Annotated in this window: 18 protein-coding genes; 14 read left to right on the forward strand and 4 right to left on the reverse strand. The window is 70.9% G+C overall.

Annotated features, from left to right (window positions below; all coding sequences use genetic code 11):
* Positions 1 to 49: 49 nt before the first annotated feature.
* Positions 50 to 1,015, reverse strand: a complete 966-nt coding sequence (locus ACMW4R_RS18145) for an NAD-dependent epimerase/dehydratase family protein (protein WP_418300592.1) — start codon at positions 1,013 to 1,015, stop codon at positions 50 to 52.
* A 154-nt stretch (positions 1,016 to 1,169) separates the two neighbouring features.
* On the opposite strand from ACMW4R_RS18145, the gene ACMW4R_RS18150 reads away from it, so the two are divergent.
* The 7 genes from ACMW4R_RS18150 to paaK all read left to right on the forward strand — a co-directional run bounded on the left by ACMW4R_RS18150 (position 1,170) and on the right by paaK (position 8,869).
* The gene (locus tag ACMW4R_RS18150) at positions 1,170 to 2,033 is read left to right on the forward strand and encodes a DUF4436 family protein (RefSeq protein ID WP_058627532.1); all 864 of its coding nucleotides are present in this window, start codon (positions 1,170 to 1,172) and stop codon (positions 2,031 to 2,033) included.
* A gap of 149 nt (positions 2,034 to 2,182) precedes the next feature.
* Entirely contained in the window at positions 2,183 to 3,373 is a 1,191-nt protein-coding gene (locus ACMW4R_RS18155; protein ID WP_418300593.1) for a thiolase family protein, read from the forward strand.
* Positions 3,366 to 4,160 (forward strand): enoyl-CoA hydratase/isomerase family protein, encoded by a 795-nt coding sequence (locus ACMW4R_RS18160; RefSeq protein ID WP_418300594.1) that lies wholly within the window; start codon positions 3,366 to 3,368, stop codon positions 4,158 to 4,160. The genes ACMW4R_RS18155 and ACMW4R_RS18160 overlap by 8 nt, the downstream gene beginning before the upstream one ends.
* Positions 4,157 to 5,002 carry a 3-hydroxyacyl-CoA dehydrogenase family protein gene (locus tag ACMW4R_RS18165; protein WP_418300595.1) on the forward strand — a complete coding sequence of 282 codons (846 nt, stop codon included), beginning with the start codon at positions 4,157 to 4,159 and terminating at the stop codon, positions 5,000 to 5,002. Before ACMW4R_RS18160 ends, ACMW4R_RS18165 begins: the two co-directional genes overlap by 4 nt.
* The gene (gene paaZ, locus ACMW4R_RS18170; RefSeq protein WP_418300596.1) at positions 4,999 to 7,050 is read left to right on the forward strand and encodes a phenylacetic acid degradation bifunctional protein PaaZ; all 2,052 of its coding nucleotides are present in this window, start codon (positions 4,999 to 5,001) and stop codon (positions 7,048 to 7,050) included. The genes ACMW4R_RS18165 and paaZ overlap by 4 nt, the downstream gene beginning before the upstream one ends.
* An 11-nt stretch (positions 7,051 to 7,061) precedes the next feature.
* The gene (paaI, locus tag ACMW4R_RS18175) at positions 7,062 to 7,562 is read left to right on the forward strand and encodes a hydroxyphenylacetyl-CoA thioesterase PaaI (protein ID WP_418300597.1); all 501 of its coding nucleotides are present in this window, start codon (positions 7,062 to 7,064) and stop codon (positions 7,560 to 7,562) included.
* On the forward strand, positions 7,559 to 8,869 hold the full coding sequence (gene paaK, locus ACMW4R_RS18180; protein WP_418300598.1) for a phenylacetate--CoA ligase PaaK: 1,311 nt from the start codon (positions 7,559 to 7,561) through the stop codon (positions 8,867 to 8,869). Before paaI ends, paaK begins: the two co-directional genes overlap by 4 nt.
* Positions 8,870 to 8,907: 38 nt before the next feature.
* On the opposite strand, the gene ACMW4R_RS18185 is transcribed toward paaK, so the two are convergent.
* Positions 8,908 to 9,570, reverse strand: coding sequence for an HAD family hydrolase (locus ACMW4R_RS18185; protein WP_418300599.1), 663 nt, complete (start codon positions 9,568 to 9,570; stop codon positions 8,908 to 8,910).
* A 103-nt stretch (positions 9,571 to 9,673) separates the two neighbouring features.
* Here ACMW4R_RS18185 and paaA point away from each other — a divergent pair, with 103 nt between their 5' ends.
* From paaA to ACMW4R_RS18220, 7 genes are read left to right on the forward strand one after another with little or no spacing between them, the layout of a single operon-like run.
* Positions 9,674 to 10,645 carry a 1,2-phenylacetyl-CoA epoxidase subunit PaaA gene (paaA, locus tag ACMW4R_RS18190; RefSeq protein ID WP_418300600.1) on the forward strand — a complete coding sequence of 324 codons (972 nt, stop codon included), beginning with the start codon at positions 9,674 to 9,676 and terminating at the stop codon, positions 10,643 to 10,645.
* Positions 10,645 to 10,950 carry a 1,2-phenylacetyl-CoA epoxidase subunit PaaB gene (gene paaB, locus ACMW4R_RS18195; protein WP_058595024.1) on the forward strand — a complete coding sequence of 102 codons (306 nt, stop codon included), beginning with the start codon at positions 10,645 to 10,647 and terminating at the stop codon, positions 10,948 to 10,950. The genes paaA and paaB overlap by 1 nt, the downstream gene beginning before the upstream one ends.
* 50 nt (positions 10,951 to 11,000) lie before the next feature.
* A complete protein-coding gene (paaC, locus tag ACMW4R_RS18200) occupies positions 11,001 to 11,873 on the forward strand; it encodes a 1,2-phenylacetyl-CoA epoxidase subunit PaaC (protein WP_418300649.1) in 873 nt (290 codons plus the stop codon).
* On the forward strand, positions 11,867 to 12,352 hold the full coding sequence (gene paaD / locus ACMW4R_RS18205) for a 1,2-phenylacetyl-CoA epoxidase subunit PaaD (RefSeq protein WP_418300601.1): 486 nt from the start codon (positions 11,867 to 11,869) through the stop codon (positions 12,350 to 12,352). Before paaC ends, paaD begins: the two co-directional genes overlap by 7 nt.
* A gap of 5 nt (positions 12,353 to 12,357) precedes the next feature.
* A complete protein-coding gene (gene paaE / locus ACMW4R_RS18210) occupies positions 12,358 to 13,557 on the forward strand; it encodes a 1,2-phenylacetyl-CoA epoxidase subunit PaaE (protein ID WP_418300650.1) in 1,200 nt (399 codons plus the stop codon).
* Between the two features lie 7 nt (positions 13,558 to 13,564).
* Positions 13,565 to 14,335: an enoyl-CoA hydratase/isomerase family protein gene (locus ACMW4R_RS18215; protein WP_418300602.1), complete on the forward strand. Its 771-nt coding sequence runs from the start codon at positions 13,565 to 13,567 to the stop codon at positions 14,333 to 14,335.
* Positions 14,336 to 14,368: 33 nt separating this feature from the next.
* Positions 14,369 to 15,103 (forward strand): hypothetical protein, encoded by a 735-nt coding sequence (locus ACMW4R_RS18220; protein WP_418300603.1) that lies wholly within the window; start codon positions 14,369 to 14,371, stop codon positions 15,101 to 15,103.
* A gap of 57 nt (positions 15,104 to 15,160) precedes the next feature.
* Here the strand turns inward: ACMW4R_RS18220 and ACMW4R_RS18225 are convergent, their stop codons facing one another.
* Both ACMW4R_RS18225 and ACMW4R_RS18230 read right to left on the reverse strand, forming a co-directional pair.
* The gene (locus ACMW4R_RS18225) at positions 15,161 to 15,445 is read right to left on the reverse strand and encodes a Fe-S cluster assembly protein HesB (RefSeq protein ID WP_418300604.1); all 285 of its coding nucleotides are present in this window, start codon (positions 15,443 to 15,445) and stop codon (positions 15,161 to 15,163) included.
* 136 nt (positions 15,446 to 15,581) lie between these two features.
* The gene (locus ACMW4R_RS18230; RefSeq protein WP_418300605.1) at positions 15,582 to 16,433 is read right to left on the reverse strand and encodes a response regulator transcription factor; all 852 of its coding nucleotides are present in this window, start codon (positions 16,431 to 16,433) and stop codon (positions 15,582 to 15,584) included.
* Positions 16,434 to 16,570: the final 137 nt, after the last annotated feature.

Genomic DNA, 16,570 nt, shown 5'->3' on the forward strand with positions numbered 1-16,570 from the left:
TCGGGAGGCCACGCGGGCCGCCGCCCGGGCCGCGCGGGCCTCGCGGGCCTCAGGGCGCGCCGCGGAAGCGCCGGTACTGCTCGGCGTAGTGCCGCAGCCCGTCCCCGAGCGTGGCGAAGGCGGGTTCCACGCCCAGCTGGTCGCGCGCCGGGGACATGTCGACGACCCCGCGGTACCGACTCTCGACCCCCGCGGGGTCCGCGTCCTCGTCGACGGTCCGGATCCGCGCATCGGGGAACGTCGTCCGCACGACGTCGAGGTACTCCGCCGGGGTCGTGAGCGGGAGCCCGGTGGCGGCGAAGAACACGCGGTCGGCGTCAGCGGGGCAGTCGGCTGCGGCCGCGAAGATCGCGGCGACGTCCTCGACCGGCGTGAAGTCGCGGGGCGGACCGCTCGTGGGAATCTCGACCTCGCGCCCTTCCACGATGCCCTCGACGACCGGTTTGACGCCGATGGGCCACTGCATCCCGAACCCGTAGACCGCGCTCGGCCGAACGATCCGCACGTCGAGGGGGAAGGCATCCGCGTAGCCGAGCGCCAGGATCTCGGACACGGCCTTCGAGACACCGTAGAAGCCGCCCGCGGGTCCTTCGCGCGGGGTGACGAGGGGATGGGCCGCATCGATCGGCTCGTAGCGGATGGATGGCAGGACCGCCACGGTCGACGCGAGGACGAACCGTCCGACCCCGTACCGCCGACTCAGCTCGAGAAGTGCGAGCGTCGGTTCGACATTCGCCTCGACCGCCCGAGCGGGGTCGTCGCGGAGGGCCACCGGGTTCACGAAGGCATCGAGGTGGATGATCGCGTCGGGCCGCCGTTCCTCCACCAGGGTCTCGAGCGCTGCGGGGTCGCCGGGGTGCACGCGGGCGAGTTCCGGAAGCTCGGCTCCGAGGACGAACCGTGCCTCGTCGCGCCAGTCGTACCGGCTCACCGCGAGCACCTCGTGACCGCGGTCGCGCACCGCTCGCACGGTGTGCGACCCGATGAAACCGGTCGCCCCGGTGATGAGGATCATCGCCCCTCCTCGTCGAGTGCCCGACGCCGGGCGGACTCCCCGCGCGCGCCCTTCCAGGCTATCGGCGGGTGCGACCGAGTCTCGCCGCCGCGCGACTCGCGGCTCGCGCCACGCCCCGAGGGTGCCGCGGCGCCGGCTCTGCCACACTGACACGGTGACCTCCCCTGCGCGGCCCCGGCGCCGCACCGTCGTCGGCCTCGGCGGTCTCATCGTGGTGATCGTCGCGCTCTACGTCACGGTCGTGGCCCTCTACGCGAGCGGCAGCGAGGTGCTGTCCAGCGGCGAGGAGAACGTCCCCGACGGAGCGGTCTCGCTCGTGCTGAGCCCCGAGAAGATGGATGCCGCGACGAATCGCCTCACCCTGTCGCTGCTGCCCGGTCAGACGGGGGTGAACGACTACACCGACGGCATCGTGGTCGAGAAGCCCTTCTCCGTCCTGGTCTCGGCCATCGCGGGATCACGCGCCGTGCATTACGAGGCTGACACCCTGGTCGCCCCGACGGAGCTGTCCTTCGTCATGGACGGGGCCGTCGAGCAGTGGCCCTTCGACCGGTACTCGGTGCGATCGTTCCTGGTCCCCGTGGTGGACGACGCCCAGGGGGAGTCCGTCCCCCTCCCGTCGACGGTGCACCTCAGCGGTCGAGGGATCTCGGGGTGGGACATCGCGATGACCGAGCGGGACGGGCCGGACGGCTTCGTCACGGTCGAGTTCACGGCCTCTCGGTCGGGAGCCACGGTCGCGTTCGGGATCGTGCTGCTGACGCTCATGGTGATCATCCCGACGCTCGTGCTCGTCGTCGCGATCGCCGTGCTGCGGGGCCGGCGCAAGGTCGAAATCACCGCCCTGGGGTGGATGGGTGCGATGCTCTTCGCGACGATCCCGCTGCGCAACTTCCTCCCCGGCTCGCCGCCCATCGGGTCGTGGATCGACTACCTCATCGTGCTGTGGGTTCTGGCCGCCCTCGTGGCCGGGCTCGTGGTGTTCGTGATCGCCTGGTGGCGGCGCGGCCCGGCCTGACCCCCTCGGTTCCTCCCGACGCACCGGCGGCGACGCCGTGGCGTTGCCCTCGGCGGCATCCTCTGACATGATTACTGAACGATCGGTCGGAAAACCTCGCGGACGAGGTGGAGACGACCCCGCCAGAGCCGGCGGGGGAGAGGATGGCGATGTCGCAGGCGTTTCTCATCGGCGGTGCGCGCACCCCGGTCGGCCGGTACGGCGGGGCTCTGGCATCCGTCCGTCCCGACGATCTCGCCGCCCTCGTCGTCGGCGAAGCCGTGGCCCGCGCGGGCGTTCCGGTCACCGCGATCGACGAGGTGATCCTCGGAGCGGCGAACCAGGCCGGCGAAGACAACCGCAACGTCGCGCGCATGGCCGTGCTGCTCGCCGGGCTTCCGGATGCCGTTCCCGCCCTCACCGTGAATCGCTTGTGCGCCTCCGGGATGAGCGCGATCGCGCTCGCCGCCCAGGCGGTGCGCGCGGGCGACGCCGACCTCGTCGTCGCGGGAGGCGTGGAGTCGATGACGCGCGCACCCTGGGTGGAGGCGAAGCCGTCGAAAGCGTGGGCGAAGCCGGGTGAGGCGTTCGACACCTCGATCGGCTGGCGCTTCACCAACCCGCGCCTCGCCGCTCGCGACAAGGCCACGTTCACCATGCCCGAGACCGCCGAAGAGGTGGCCCGGGTCGACGGGATCTCCCGTGCCGACGCCGACGCGTTTGCTCTCCGCAGCCACGAGAGGGCGATCCGGGCTCAGGATGCCGGACGCTTCCGCGACGAGATCGTCGCCGTCGAGACCGCTCGCGGATCGGTGGACACCGATGAGGGGCCGCGTCGCGACACCTCGCTGGAGGTGCTCGCGGGACTCCGGCCCGTCGTCAAGGGCGGGGAGGTGGTCACCGCGGGCAACGCGAGCTCCCTCAACGACGGCGCCTCCGCGATCGTGGTGGCGAGCGCCGAGGCGGTCGAGCGGTACGGCCTGCGGCCGCGCGCGCGGATCGTCGCGTACTCCTCGGCGGGAGTGGCTCCCGAGGTCATGGGACTCGGTCCGGTGCCCGCGACCGAGAGAGCACTCGCGAAGGCCGGGCTCTCGGCATCCGATCTGGGGGCGGTCGAACTCAATGAGGCGTTCGCATCGCAGTCGCTCGCGTGCATGCGGCGGCTCGGCCTCGACCCCGAGAGCGTCAACGCGGACGGCGGGGCCATCGCGCTCGGACACCCGCTCGGCTCGAGCGGGTCGCGGTTGCTCGTCACTCTGCTCGGTCGGCTGGAGCGAGAGGACGCGCGGTACGGCCTCGCGACGATGTGCGTCGGCGTGGGCCAGGGCACCGCGATGATCGTGGAGCGGGTCGATGGTTGAGACGACGCACGCAGCGACCGACGTCCCCGAGCCCGGCGGAGGGGCTCCCGCAGCCCCCACCCTGCGTGTCGACGCGCGCGACGACCGCGTCGTCGCGACCCTCGACCGCCCCGAACGCCGCAACGCGATCGACCAGGTCATGGTCGACGAACTGCACGCGCTGTGCGCCGAGCTCGAGGAGCGCCCGCGCACGCTGATCCTCACCGGAGCGGGCGGTATCTTCGCGGCCGGCGCCGACATCGTGCAGTTGCGCGAGCGCACCGGCGACGACGCCCGCCGCGGCATCAACGCGACCGTCTTCGACCGCATCCGCCATCTGCCGATGCCGGTCATCGCCGCCGTCGACGGGTACGCGCTCGGCGGGGGAGCCGAGCTCGCGTACGCCGCGGACATCCGGCTCGGCACCCCGCGCGTGCGCTTCGGCAATCCCGAACCCGGCCTCGGCATCATCGCCGCAGCGGGCGCCGCGTGGCGCCTGCCCGAGATCGTCGGCCACGCGCGCGCGAGCGAGCTGCTCCTCACCACCCGCGTGATCGACGCCGACGAAGCCCTCGCCTGGGGCCTGCTGTCGAGCGTCCACGAGCCGGACGCCCTGCTCGCCGCCGCCCACGCGATCGTCGACCGCATCGCCGCGAACTCCGTGCGGGCGACGATCCTCACCAAGCGTGCGCTGCTCGCCCCGCGCACGGAACATCCCGCTATCGACGGCGAGCTGCAGGCCGAGCTGTTCGACAGTGCCGACAAGCGCGCACGCATGACCGCGTTCCTCGAGAGGAAGAAGAAGTGACCACGCTCCCCGAGACCGTCGGCGTGCTGGGTGGGGGCCGCATGGGCGCCGGTATCGCCCACGCCTTCCTGCTCGCCGGTGCCCGCGTCCATGTCGTCGAACGCGACGCCGAGTCAGCCGATGCCGCCCGCGAGCGGGTCCAGACCGCTCTGGTCCGCTCGGCGCAGAAGGGCATCGAGATCCCGGATGCCGACAACCTCACGACCGGCGTCGCAACCGACGCGTTCGCCGACGCCGGTCTGGTGATCGAGGCCGTCCCCGAAGACCGCGCGTTCAAGCTCGAGGCGCTCGCGCGGATCGAGGGAGCGGTGCGCGACGACGCGGTCGTGGCATCCAATACCTCCTCCATCTCGATCGACGCGCTCGCCGGAGCGATGCGGGGTCCGCAGCGCTTCCTCGGTCTGCACTTCTTCAACCCCGTGCCCGCGTCGGCTCTCGTCGAGGTGGTGACCGGCGTCGCCACGACTCCCGAGGTCGTGCACGCGGCGACCGGCTGGGTCGAGGCCACCGGCAAGACCGCCGTCGTCGTGCGCGATGCCCCGGGCTTCGCCTCCAGCCGCCTCGGTGTCGCACTCGGACTCGAAGCCATCCGCATGCTCGAAGAAGGAGTGGCGAGTGCTCACGACATCGACACGGCGATGGAGCTGGGGTACCGGCATCCGATGGGCCCCCTGCGCACGACCGACATCGTCGGACTCGACGTGCGTCTGGGGATCGCCGAAGAACTCGAGCGCGCGTTCGGAGCGCGCTTTACCCCGCCCGCGCTGCTGCGCGATCTCGTCGCACAGGGGCACCTGGGCCGTAAGACCGGCCGCGGATTCTACGAATGGAGCGAACGATGACGTTTCTGCCGAGCTACGTGAACGGCGCGTGGTGGACGCCGGCCGACGATCCCGATGCGGCGATCGTCCGCGACGCCTCGACGGGGGACGAGATCGTGCGCGTCAGCACCCGCGGGCTCGATCTCGCGCGCGCCGTCGCCTACGCGCGACGGGAGGGCCAGAGAAGCCTCGGCGCCCTCACCTTCCCCCAGCGCGCGATGATGCTGAAGAACCTCGCGATCGCGCTGAACGAGCGCCGCGAGGAGCTCTACGCCCTGTCGGAGCGCTCCGGCTCCACCCGACGTGACTCGCTCAGCGACGTCGACGGCGGTATCGGCGTGCTCTTCACCTTCTCATCGAAGGCGCGCCGCGAGCTGCCCGCGGGGAAGGTCGTGCTCGACGGGCCCATCGAGCCGCTGTCGAAGGACGGCTCGTTCCTCGGGCGGCACGTGTACACGCGCCTTCCCGGTGTGGCGGTGCAGATCAACGCCTTCAACTTCCCCATGTGGGGTGCGCTGGAGAAGTTCGCGCCCGCGTTCCTCGCGGGACTCCCCACGATCGTCAAGCCCGCGACCCCCACGGCCTACATCGCCGAAGCGTGGGTGCGCATGGTCGTCGAGACCGGGCTCCTGCCCGAGGGCTCGCTGCAGCTGGTGAGCGGCAGCGTCCCGGGTCTGTTCGATCTGCTCGATCTCGGCGACACCGTCGGTTTCACCGGCAGCGCCACGACCGCCGAGCGTCTTCGCGCCCAGGCGAAGCCGGGCGTGCGCTTCACGAGCGAGACCGACTCGATCAATGCCTCGATCCTCGGCCCCGACGCCGTGCCCGGCACCCCCGAGTTCGACGCGTACGTCAAGCAGCTGCTCGTCGAGATGACGACCAAGGCCGGCCAGAAGTGCACGGCCATCCGTCGCGCGATCGTGCCGGCGGGGATGACGGATGCCGTGGCCGAGGCGTTGCGTGCCAAGATCGCCGAACGTGTCGTCATCGGAGATCCGCGCACCAAGGGCGTGACGATGGGTCCGGTGGTCTCGATCGAGCAGCGCGACGAGGTGCTGCGGCAGGTGCGCAGGCTCACGGACGCCGGGGGACGTTTCGTCGTCGGCGCGGCCGAGGCGCCTTCGGGTGTGTCCGAGGACGGTGCGTTCCTGCAGCCCATGCTGCTTGCCTTCGCGGATGCCGCGACCCCGGCCGTCAACGACATCGAGGCGTTCGGCCCGGTCGCGAGCATCGTCGAGTACGCCGATGTCGCGGAGGCGGCGGCCATCGTGGCGCGCGGCGGCGGCTCGCTCGTCACGAGCGTCGCGACCCACGACCCCGGAGTCGCGACCGAGCTGCTCACCCGTATGGGTGCGATGAACGGCCGGGTGCTCTTCCTCGACCGCGACGACGCGCGCACCTCGACCGGGCACGGTGCTCCCGTGCCGCACCTCGTACACGGCGGCCCGGGGCGCGCGGGCGGCGGTGAAGAGCTCGGCGGCATCCGCTCCGTTCTGCACTACATGCAGCGCACGGCGATCCAGGGCTCGCCGCGCATGCTGACCGCGCTCACGGGGGTGTGGCATCCGGGAGCCGAGACCGACTCCGGGGGGACGCACCCGTTCCGCAAGCCCCTCTCGGACCTCCGGATCGGGGATGCCGTGGAGTCGGCCGAACGCGAAGTCACCCTCGACGACATCGAGGTGTTCGCGAGATTCACCGGCGACACCTTCTATGCGCACATGGACGAGGAGTCGGCGGCCGCGAACCCCTTCTTCCCGGGGCGTGTGGCCCACGGCTACCTGCTGGTGTCGTGGGCGGCGGGACTCTTCGTCGACCCCGCGCCCGGTCCGGTGCTCGCCAACTCGGGGCTCGAGAACCTGCGCTTCGTCACCCCCGTCTCACCCGGCGACCGTATACGCGTCGCGCTGACGGCCAAGCAGATCACCCCGCGCGAGACCGACGAGTACGGCGAGGTTCGCTGGGATGCCGTCATCCGCAACCAGCACGACGAGATCGTCGCGCAGTACGACGTGCTCACGCTCGTGGCGAAGACGTGGGCGCCCGCGCCCGTGGCGGTGCCCGCGTGACCCTGCGCCCGATGATGCGGAACGATCGGGCGTCGGCGATGCTCGGCATGGTCGTCGAACACGACGCGCCGGGGGAGTCGCGGGTGTCGATGACCGTGCGCGACGACATGCTCAACGGCTTCGCCATCACCCATGGCGGACTCGTCTTCACGCTCGCCGACACCGCGTTCGCGATCGCCTGCAACGAGGACGAGCGGGTGACCGTCGCCGGCGGCGCCGACATCACGTTTCTGAAGTCCACGACGGCGGGTCAGACGCTCACGGCGACCGCCGCCCGCCGAGCGCGCAGCGGGCGCACCGGCCTCTACGACATCCGCGTGACCGATGAGACGGGTGACCTCGTCGCCGAGGTGCGCGGCCGCAGCATCACGACCGACCGGCGTCCGCCCGCGGCGCCCCCGGTCCCTTCGACGAGCTCAGGGACCTCCACCGCGGCAGGGACCTCCGCCGCGACCGAATCACACGCCCACGAGCGCAACGCCGCGCTCTCCACCACGGAGGTGTCTCGATGACCATGACCGTTCCCTCGCGCCCTGACCTCTCGGCATCCGTGGATCCGACCGGCATCCCGCTCGAGAGCCTGCGTGCCCTGCAGCTCGAGCGCCTGAAGTGGACGGTGCGGCACGCCTACGAGAACGTCGCGTTGTACCGCCGGACCTTCGACGAAGCCGGCGTCCACCCCGACGACATCCGCAGCCTCGACGACATCCGGCTGCTGCCCTTCACGACGAAAGCCGACCTGCGCGAGACCTACCCCTTCGGCATGTTCGCCGTTCCGATGCCCGACGTCCGCCGCATCCACGCTTCCTCCGGAACCACCGGTCGTCCCACCGTCGTGGGATACACCGCCGGAGACCTCGACCGGTGGGCCGACCTCGTCGCCCGCTCGCTGAGCGCAGCCGGCATCCGCGCGGGGGACCGCGTGCACAACGCGTACGGCTACGGCCTCTTCACCGGCGGCCTCGGCGCCCACGCCGGGATCGAGCGGCTCGGCGCGACCGTCATCCCCATGTCGGGCGGGCAGACCGCGCGGCAGGCGCAGCTCGTCCAGGACTTCGCGCCGGATGCCATCCTCTGCACCCCGAGCTACCTCCTCACGATCGCCGACGCGCTCGAAGCCGCCGGGGTCGATCCCCGGTCGACGTCGCTGAGAGTCGCCGTGCTGGGAGCCGAGCCCTGGACCAACGAGATGCGCCGTGAGATCGAGCGTCGCCTCGACCTCACCGCCGTCGACATCTACGGCCTGAGCGAGGTGATGGGTCCGGGTGTGGCATCCGAGAGCGCCCTCACCAAGGACGGTCCCCACATCTGGGAGGACCACTTCCTCCCCGAGACGATCGACGGCGACACCGGCGAGCCCGTCGCCGATGGGGAGCTGGGCGAGCTGGTGTTCACCTCGCTCACCAAGGAGGCGTTCCCGGTCATCCGCTACCGCACCCGCGACCTCACCCGGCTGCAGCCCGGCACGGCGTTCCCCTCGATGCGACGCATCGAGAAGATCACCGGCCGCAACGACGACATGATCATCCTCCGCGGCGTCAATCTCTTCCCGACGCAGATCGAAGAGATCGTGCTCGGCATCGAGACCCTCACCCCGCACTTCGTCCTCGAGCTGCGTCGCGAGGGACGAATGGATGCCATGACCGTCCGCATCGAGAGGCACCCGGCCCTGGAACGCGAGGTCTGCGAGGCCGCGGGCGTCGTGCTGCAGCAGCGGATCAAGGTGCACATCGGCACCAGCGTCGATGTCCGTGTCGAGGAGCCGGGCTCGCTCCCGCGCAGCGAGGGCAAGTACAAGCGCGTGTACGACCTGCGCTGACCGCGCGCGCCGGCGTCCCGCCCGTGCTCCCCGCCGCTTCAGGCGCGGGCGCGCGCGAGCGGGGTGTCGTCGAGGCCGGTGATCAGGTCGCGGAGGCTGTCGAACACGTGCGCGGCGCCGGCGTCCCGCAGTTCCTCGGGTGAGAAGCCGCCGGTGCGCACCGCGATCGTGGAGACCTCCGCGCGGGCGGCGGCGATGGCATCCCACGGGGAATCCCCGATCATGATCCCGCTCGAGCCGGGCAGACGATCGAGCGCCGTCTGCACGAGATCGGGAGCGGGCTTGCTGGCCTCGACGTCGTCGGACGAGGTCCATGCGTCGGCGAGACCGCGCGCATCGACGAGGTCGAGGAAGTGCTCGACGTGCTCGCTCTTGCCGGAGCTGGCGAGCACGACCTGGAAGCCTCGCCGCTTCACCTCGGCGAGAAGGTCGTGCGCCCCGTCGAACGGCTGCACCTCGTCGATCATCGGCTCGAACTCCTCGGTCCACGCCTCGCGCAGGGCGTCGCCGTGGCGCTCCTCGACCTCGTCGCTCGTGAGGGAGGGGACGAGCTGGTCTCCGCCCATGCCGATCGAGCGATGGATGCGCCAGATGGGCAGAACGATGTCGAAGCGCCGGAACGAGCGGTACCACGCGAGCGCGTGCTGGTAGTTCGTGTCGACGAGGGTGCCGTCGACGTCGAAGATCGCGGTGTCTGCCATGCCCCCACTTCACCCGTCCGCGCGGGAATCCGCAGCACCGTTGCGGCACCCCTCGCCCTCGGGTACAGTTTTACTGAACGATCGGTCTGTAAAGGAGTCGACGATGACCATGACCGCACCCAGCCCGGATGCCCTGGATGGCGAGGCGATGTTCGACGCGCTCATCGAGGCCGACGGCCGCATCGAACCGCGCGACTGGATGCCGGAGGGCTACCGCCGCACCCTGATCCGTCAGATCTCCCAGCACGCGCACTCCGAGATCATCGGCATGCAGCCGGAGGGGGCGTGGATCACGCGCGCGCCGAGCCTCAAGCGCAAGTCGATCCTGCTGGCGAAGGTGCAGGACGAAGCGGGTCACGGCCTCTACCTCTACTCCGCGGCGCAGACCCTCGGTATCACGCGCGACGAGATGACGCAGCAGCTCGTCGACGGCAAAGCGCGCTACTCGTCGATCTTCAACTACCCCACGCCCACGTGGGCCGACATGGGCGCGATCGGCTGGCTCGTCGACGGTGCCGCGATCTGCAATCAGGTGCCCCTGTGTCGCGCCTCGTACGGCCCCTACGGTCGCGCGATGGTGCGCATCTGCAAAGAGGAGTCGTTCCACCAGCGCCAGGGGTTCGAGATTCTGCTCACCCTCATGCAGGGAACCGACGCGCAGCGCGAGATGGCTCAGGATGCCGTGAACCGCTGGTACTGGCCGAGCTTGATGATGTTCGGGCCCCCGGATGACGACTCGCCCAACTCGGCGCAGTCGACGGCGTGGAACATCAAGCGCTTCAGCAACGACGTGCTGCGTCAGCGCTTCGTCTCGATGCTCGTGCCGCAGGCGGCCGTGCTCGGCGTGACGTTGCCCGATCCCGACCTGCGCTTCAACGAGGAGACGGGTCAGTACGACATGGGCGAGATCGACTGGAGCGAGTTCCACGAGGTGCTCGCCGGGCGCGGACCGCTCAACACGATGCGGCGTCAGCACCGTCGCGACGCGCACGAAGAGGGCGCATGGGTGCGCGAGGCCGCAGCGGCGTACGCCGCGAAGAAGAGCGCCGCCCGCACCGAAACGGCGGCTGCCTGATGGCGACGCCGGGTGGGAGCTCCACCGAGACCTGGCCCCTCTGGGAGGTGTTCGTGCGCGCGAACCGCGGTCTGAGTCACGTGCACGTCGGCTCGCTGCACGCCCCCGACGCGGAGCTCGCCGTGCGCAACGCGCGCGACCTGTACACCCGTCGGGGCGAGGGCGTCTCGGTGTGGGTCGTGCCCTCGGATGCCGTGACCACGAGCGATCCGGGAGCGAAGGGCGCGTTCTTCGAGTCGCCGGCGGGTAAGAACTACCGCCACGCGGTGTACTACACCGCGTCCGAGGGGGTGCCGCACCTGTGAGCACCTCGACCGATCACGGCGGAGCGTCGGTGGCCGAGCACGCAGCGTCGGTGGCTGAGCCTGTCGAAGCCCCCGACGCGGGACACCACGGCGACGATCCGCACGGCGACGATCCGCACGGAGACGTCTCGCTCGACGCCCGCGAGCTCGGGGCCGAACTCGCCGGGGGAGAGGGCCGCGCCACCGATCCCGACGTCGCCGCCTACGCGCTGCGCCTCGGTGACGACGCGCTGATCCTCGCCCAGAACCTCTGCGGCTGGATCGCCCGCGCCCCCGAGATCGAGGAGGACGTCGCCCTCGGCAACATCGCCCTCGACCTGCTCGGCCACGCCCGCTCCCTGTTGCGTTACGCCGGCAGCTACGACGGACGGACCGAAGACGACCTCGCCTACTGGCGCGACGAGCAGGAGTTCCGCAGCGCCTGGCTCTTCGAACTGCCGAACGGCGACTTCGCCCACACGATCGTCCGCCAGCTCCTGGCATCCGCGTACCTCGTCGAGCTGTACCGCGACCTCACGGCATCCACCGATCCGGTGCTCTCCGCCGTCGCCGCGAAGGCCGAGAAAGAGGTCGACTACCACCGCGACCACGCCGTGCAGTGGACGCTCCGCCTCGCCGGCGGCACCGACCAGTCGCGGCGCCGCTTCCTCGTCGCCCTCGACGACACCTGGCCGTACCTCGACGAGCTGTTCCGCGACGAACCGGTCCACGACCGACTCGACGGGGTCGCTGTGCGTCCCTCGACGCTGCGCGCGCGGGTCGACGAGGTCGTCGCGACGGTGTTCGCCGAGGAGGACGTCGAGGTTCCCGGCATCCCGTTCTCGTCCGCCGGAGGTCGCCGTGGCATCCATCACCCGTCGTTCGGACCCCTGGTCGCCGAGATGCAGGTGCTGGCCCGCCGCCACCCGGGGGCGACATGGTGACCGCGACCGTCGAGTACGCGCGCGAGGTCGCCGCCGCCGTGGTCGACCCCGAAGTCCCGGTGCTCACGATCGACGACCTCGGCGTGCTCCGCGACGTGCGGGTCGACGGCGAAACGGTGACCGTCACGATCACCCCCACGTACTCGGGCTGCCCCGCGGTCGAGGCGATCCGCGACGACATCGTCCTCGCCCTCACCTCGGCCGGTTTCAACCGTGCGGTCGTGCAGACCACCCTCACCCCGGCCTGGACCACGGAGTGGATGAGCGACGAGGGCAGGCGAAAGCTCACCGAGTACGGCATCGCCCCGCCGACCGGGCGTGCTCCCGCCGGCCCCATCCGACTGAAGCTCAGCGTCGCGTGCCCCCGCTGCGGCTCGCTCGACACCCACGAGCTCTCGCGCTTCGGCTCCACCTCGTGCAAGTCACTGTGGGAATGCCGCGCCTGCCTCGAGCCCTTCGACCACTTCAAGGCCCTCTGATGACGATGACGGATGCCACGCCCTCGCGCTCCTCGGCCTCGAGTACTCGCGCGCGAGTCGGCGCCCCTTCGCCGACGGATGCCATTCCGACGGGTACCGCCGCGACACCCGCCCCGCGCGCCCGCGCGCGCTTCCACACCCTGCGCGTCGCGGACGTGCGGCCCCTCACCCCGACCGCGATCGAGGTGACGTTCGCGGTTCCCGACGAGATCGCCGACGCCTTCGACTACGCGCCCGGTCAGTACGTCGCCCTGCGCGCCACGGTCGACGGGGAGGAGCTCCGCCGCTCGTACTCGCTGTGCCGTCCGCCGGTCCGCGGCGCGATCAGCGTCGGCATCAAGCGCGACCCCGACGGACGCTTCTCGTCGTGGGCGCACGAGGGCCTGCGTCCGGGCGACGAGATCGACGTCATGAGCCCGCAGGGCACGTTCGTGTCGAAGGCGTCCATCGCCACCGGTCACGTGGTCGCGATCGCCGCGGGGTCGGGCATCACCCCGATCATGGCGCTCGCCGCGGGTGTCCTCGAGCGCTCCGCCGACAGCCGCATGACGATCGTCTACGCCAATCGCTCGTCCACCGACGTCATGTTCGTCGACGAGCTCGCCGACCTCAAGGACCGCTACCCGTCCCGCCTCACGCTCCACCACGTGCTCTCGCGCGAGCAGCGTGCAGCCCCGGTGTTCTCGGGTCGGCTCGACGAGGAGCGGCTGCGCCTGATCCTGTCGCGACTCATCGACCCGGCATCCGTCGACGAGTGGTTCCTCTGCGGGCCGTTCGCCCTGGTCGAGGTGTGTCGCGAGACGCTCGCCGAGGCGGGCGTTCCGCGCGACCGCGTGCGGTTCGAGCTGTTCACCGCCGGTGACGGCGACGCCCCCGCGCAGACCGGGGGAGCGCGGCCCGTGCGCGTCCGCGCCGACGAACCCGTGCGCTCCATCGACTTCACGCTCGACGGTCAGTCGGCGCACGTCGACAGCCCGGTCGCCGCGAATGAGACGATCCTCGCCGCCGCCCTCCGCGTGCGCCCGGACGTGCCGTTCGCGTGCGCGGGAGGGGTGTGCGGCACGTGCCGCGCTCGGGTGATCGAGGGGTCCGTCTCGATGACCGAGAACTACGCGCTCGAGCCCGACGAGATCGAACGCGGGTACGTGCTGACCTGCCAGTCGCACCCGACCTCCGACGCCGTGCGCGTCGACTACGACGGATGAGGATGCCGTGATCGACTACTCCTTCGCCGACGACCTCGCGATCATCACCCTCGACGCGCCCGCGAGGCGCAACGCGCTCGGTCTCGATGCGCTGCGCGCGCTCGCCGAGGCGTACGAGCGCGCCGAGGCGGACGGCGCCCGCGCCGTGCTCCTCCGCGGTGAAGGGCCGTCGTTCTGCGCGGGACGAGACATCTCAGGCGTCGACCCGGTGACCGACGACGTCGCCGGATACCTCGACGCCACGCTCGCGCCCCTCCTGCGTCGCATGGCGTCTTTTCCCGCGCCGACGTTCGCCGCCGCTCACGGCGCGTGCCTCGGCGTGGGCCTGGGTGTGCTCATCGCCACCGACGTCGTCTTCGTCGCCGACGACGCGAGAATCGGTTCGCCCTTCGCCGCCCTCGGGGCGACCCTGGATTCGGGTGGTCACGCCCTGTTCGTCGAGCGCCTCGGCACCCACGCCACGCTCGACCTCATCTATACGGGCCGCATGCTGACGGGCGACGAGGCCGTGCGCGCCGGGCTCTTCTCGCGGGTGGTCCCGGCATCCGAGGTCCAGGATGCCACCGAGCTCGCCGCCCGCCGGGCAGCGGCCGGCCCGACCGAGGCGTTCCGCGCCAGCAAGCGCATCGTCGCGGCGATCCGCGACGAGCGGCTGGGACTGTGGGAGGCGATGGCGCTCGAGAATCGCGCGCAGGCCGCCCTCGCCGCGACAAACGACTACCGCGAGGGCTTCGCCGCGTTCCAGGCGAAGCGCGCGCCGGAGTTCACGGGCCGCTGACGCCCGGACGGCCGCGGCTGGTTGAATCGGCTCATGTCGATCGACGAAGAAGACGAACTCGCGCAGTTGCGTCGCCGGGCGTACTCGCCTTCCGCCGACATCGCCTCCGACCCCGATGCGCTCCGTCGTCTGATGGAGCTCGAGGCCCGGGCGACTTCGACCGGGCCGACGCCCGAACGGGCCCCGGCAGCGCCCGAAGAATATCTCGCTCCCACCGAGGACGAGATTCCGGATGCCACCCCCGAGCGGCCGCGGTTCACTCTGCCGCGTCCGCGCCGGTCGACGGTGATCATGGTGGGGGCGGCTGCGCTCGTGGTGGCGACGCTCGCCACGCTGCTCGTGGTCGTGCAACGTGTGCAGACCGATCCCCTCCAGGCCGGGGCGACGCAGATCGCGCGCCTTGCTCCGGACCCCGCTTTCGAGGTGCCGAGCTCGCTCACGATGGGGATCACGGGCAACGTCACGGCCTTCGAGGAGTTCGAGGGCTTTCGCGTGATCTCTCAGCCGTCGTACTACGACGCGGAGGGCGCTGCGCGCTGCATGACGGTGTGGCAGCCGGAACTGCTCGACAGGGCGGGCGGCGGCGGGTTCTCCTATGACGGCGAGTTCTTCATGAGCACCTGCGGTGCCGGCTCTTTCCCCGCGAACATGACCATGCTGCTGCGAGAGGACACCCCGGAGCGCGCGCAGACCGACTTCCCCGCGGGAACCGCCCTGCAGTTCGTGTACGACGCGACGAACAACGAGATCGTCGTCTTCCGCGGCTGAGATCGGAAACGACGATGCCCCGGCACGCGGCCGGGGCATCGTCGAGCGGGGCGATCGTCAGGCCGCGATGGTCACCGCGAACTGCACCGAGCCCTGGGGGTCGATCTTCGCGTCGAGGACGCGGTCATCGAGCACTGCGGCGGCATCGGTGTCGAGGAAGACCCGCGCACCGGCGTTCTCGACGACAGCGTCCTGGGGCTCCGGGCCGTCGACGACCGACAGCGTGAACTGCGACTCGGGCGAGCCCGCGCCTTCGATGCGCACTCCGCCCTGAACGGCGTCCGGGTACTGCGCGGTGATGGTCTTGACGGCCGTCGTGGCCTCTTCGGTGAGCGTCAGCATTCGTGGCTCTCCTTCTTTGTCGACGACAGGAGCCAGCCACGATGCCGAGAATCCCCGCGGCTCTCAACCCCCGGCATCCATTTCCAGGGGATTCCCACGGAGCGTCCAGAGAGCGCTCACGGCACATTCGCCGGGGTCAGGGCAGCAGACCCGCCCGCCGCGCCCGTGCGACGGCGGCGTGCCGCGTCGAGGCGTCGAGCTTGGCCATCGCCGATGCGAGGTACGACTTCACCGTGGTCTCACGGAGGTGGAGGGATGCCGCGATCTCGCCGTTCGTCGAGCCCACGGCCGCGCACGCCAAGACGTCGATCTCGCGGCGCGACAGGTGGATTTCGGCGTCCTCGCCGGAGCGGGGAGCGTCGCCGGTGAGCGCGGCCAACCGCGACTCGAGCTCCTCGAGTCTCCGGCGCACGTCGTCGTCCCCGACCGTCGCGGCGATACTGCGCAACTGCGCGTAGCTCTCGCGGATCTCCTCACGCACGCCGACGCTCAGCCCGGTGTCGCCCACCGGCATGCTCGAGAGGCGCCGATCCACTTCTTCGCGGACGCGCAGTTCGGTGCCCAGCTCTCCGGCGACGTCGAAGGCCGGTCGCGCCTCGAGCTCACCGACCGGGGCCTGCGCCCACGATCCGCAATACAGCACCCCTCGCGCATGGCCGCGGACGAGGACGGGCACGGCGAAGAGCGTCGCGATTCCCTCGCCCAGGATGGCCCGGTCGTAATCGTGGGTGATGGACCGCGCCGTGCGGTAGTCGAGGGTCATCCTCGGCCGCCGTTCGACGAGGGCCCGTCCGCCGAGGCCGCGCTCGGCGCGGACGACCAGGCCTTCGATGCTCCGCGTGCGCGCACCGACGATGGTCGACACGTGGACGGCTCCGTCGTGCTCCAGGCCGCCGAACGCGAGGGGGAAGTGGGTGCGACGCGCGAGTTCGGTGACAGCGTGCGACACCAGCGTCGCGTCGTCGCGAAGAAGAGTCGGTGCTCCCACGAGAACTACCTACTTCCGGGGGTGACGGCTGCGTCGCCGCCTTTCGTAGCGTCGACCCTACCACCGGGAGCGCTACCACGATCCCGGGTCACCATCCCCCCATCGGTGCGAGGTTGCACCGGTCCCATGAGGCAAGG

Source organism: Microbacterium sp. S1037 (assembly GCF_048381605.1).
GTDB lineage: Bacteria > Actinomycetota > Actinomycetes > Actinomycetales > Microbacteriaceae > Microbacterium > Microbacterium testaceum_B.

Bases quoted from the DNA above. Each gene is read 5' to 3' on its own strand.
- ACMW4R_RS18145 (WP_418300592.1), bottom strand. From the start codon at position 1,015: ATGATCCTCATCACCGGGGCGACCGGTTTCATCGGGTCGCACACCGTG.
- ACMW4R_RS18155 (WP_418300593.1), top strand. From the start codon at position 2,183: ATGTCGCAGGCGTTTCTCATCGGCGGTGCGCGCACCCCGGTCGGCCGG.
- ACMW4R_RS18160 (WP_418300594.1), top strand. From the start codon at position 3,366: ATGGTTGAGACGACGCACGCAGCGACCGACGTCCCCGAGCCCGGCGGA.
- paaZ (WP_418300596.1), top strand. From the start codon at position 4,999: ATGACGTTTCTGCCGAGCTACGTGAACGGCGCGTGGTGGACGCCGGCC.
- paaI (WP_418300597.1), top strand. From the start codon at position 7,062: ATGATGCGGAACGATCGGGCGTCGGCGATGCTCGGCATGGTCGTCGAA.
- paaK (WP_418300598.1), top strand. From the start codon at position 7,559: ATGACCATGACCGTTCCCTCGCGCCCTGACCTCTCGGCATCCGTGGAT.
- ACMW4R_RS18185 (WP_418300599.1), bottom strand. From the start codon at position 9,570: ATGGCAGACACCGCGATCTTCGACGTCGACGGCACCCTCGTCGACACG.
- paaA (WP_418300600.1), top strand. From the start codon at position 9,674: ATGACCATGACCGCACCCAGCCCGGATGCCCTGGATGGCGAGGCGATG.
- paaB (WP_058595024.1), top strand. From the start codon at position 10,645: ATGGCGACGCCGGGTGGGAGCTCCACCGAGACCTGGCCCCTCTGGGAG.
- paaD (WP_418300601.1), top strand. From the start codon at position 11,867: ATGGTGACCGCGACCGTCGAGTACGCGCGCGAGGTCGCCGCCGCCGTG.
- paaE (WP_418300650.1), top strand. From the start codon at position 12,358: ATGACGGATGCCACGCCCTCGCGCTCCTCGGCCTCGAGTACTCGCGCG.
- ACMW4R_RS18220 (WP_418300603.1), top strand. From the start codon at position 14,369: ATGTCGATCGACGAAGAAGACGAACTCGCGCAGTTGCGTCGCCGGGCG.
- ACMW4R_RS18225 (WP_418300604.1), bottom strand. From the start codon at position 15,445: ATGCTGACGCTCACCGAAGAGGCCACGACGGCCGTCAAGACCATCACC.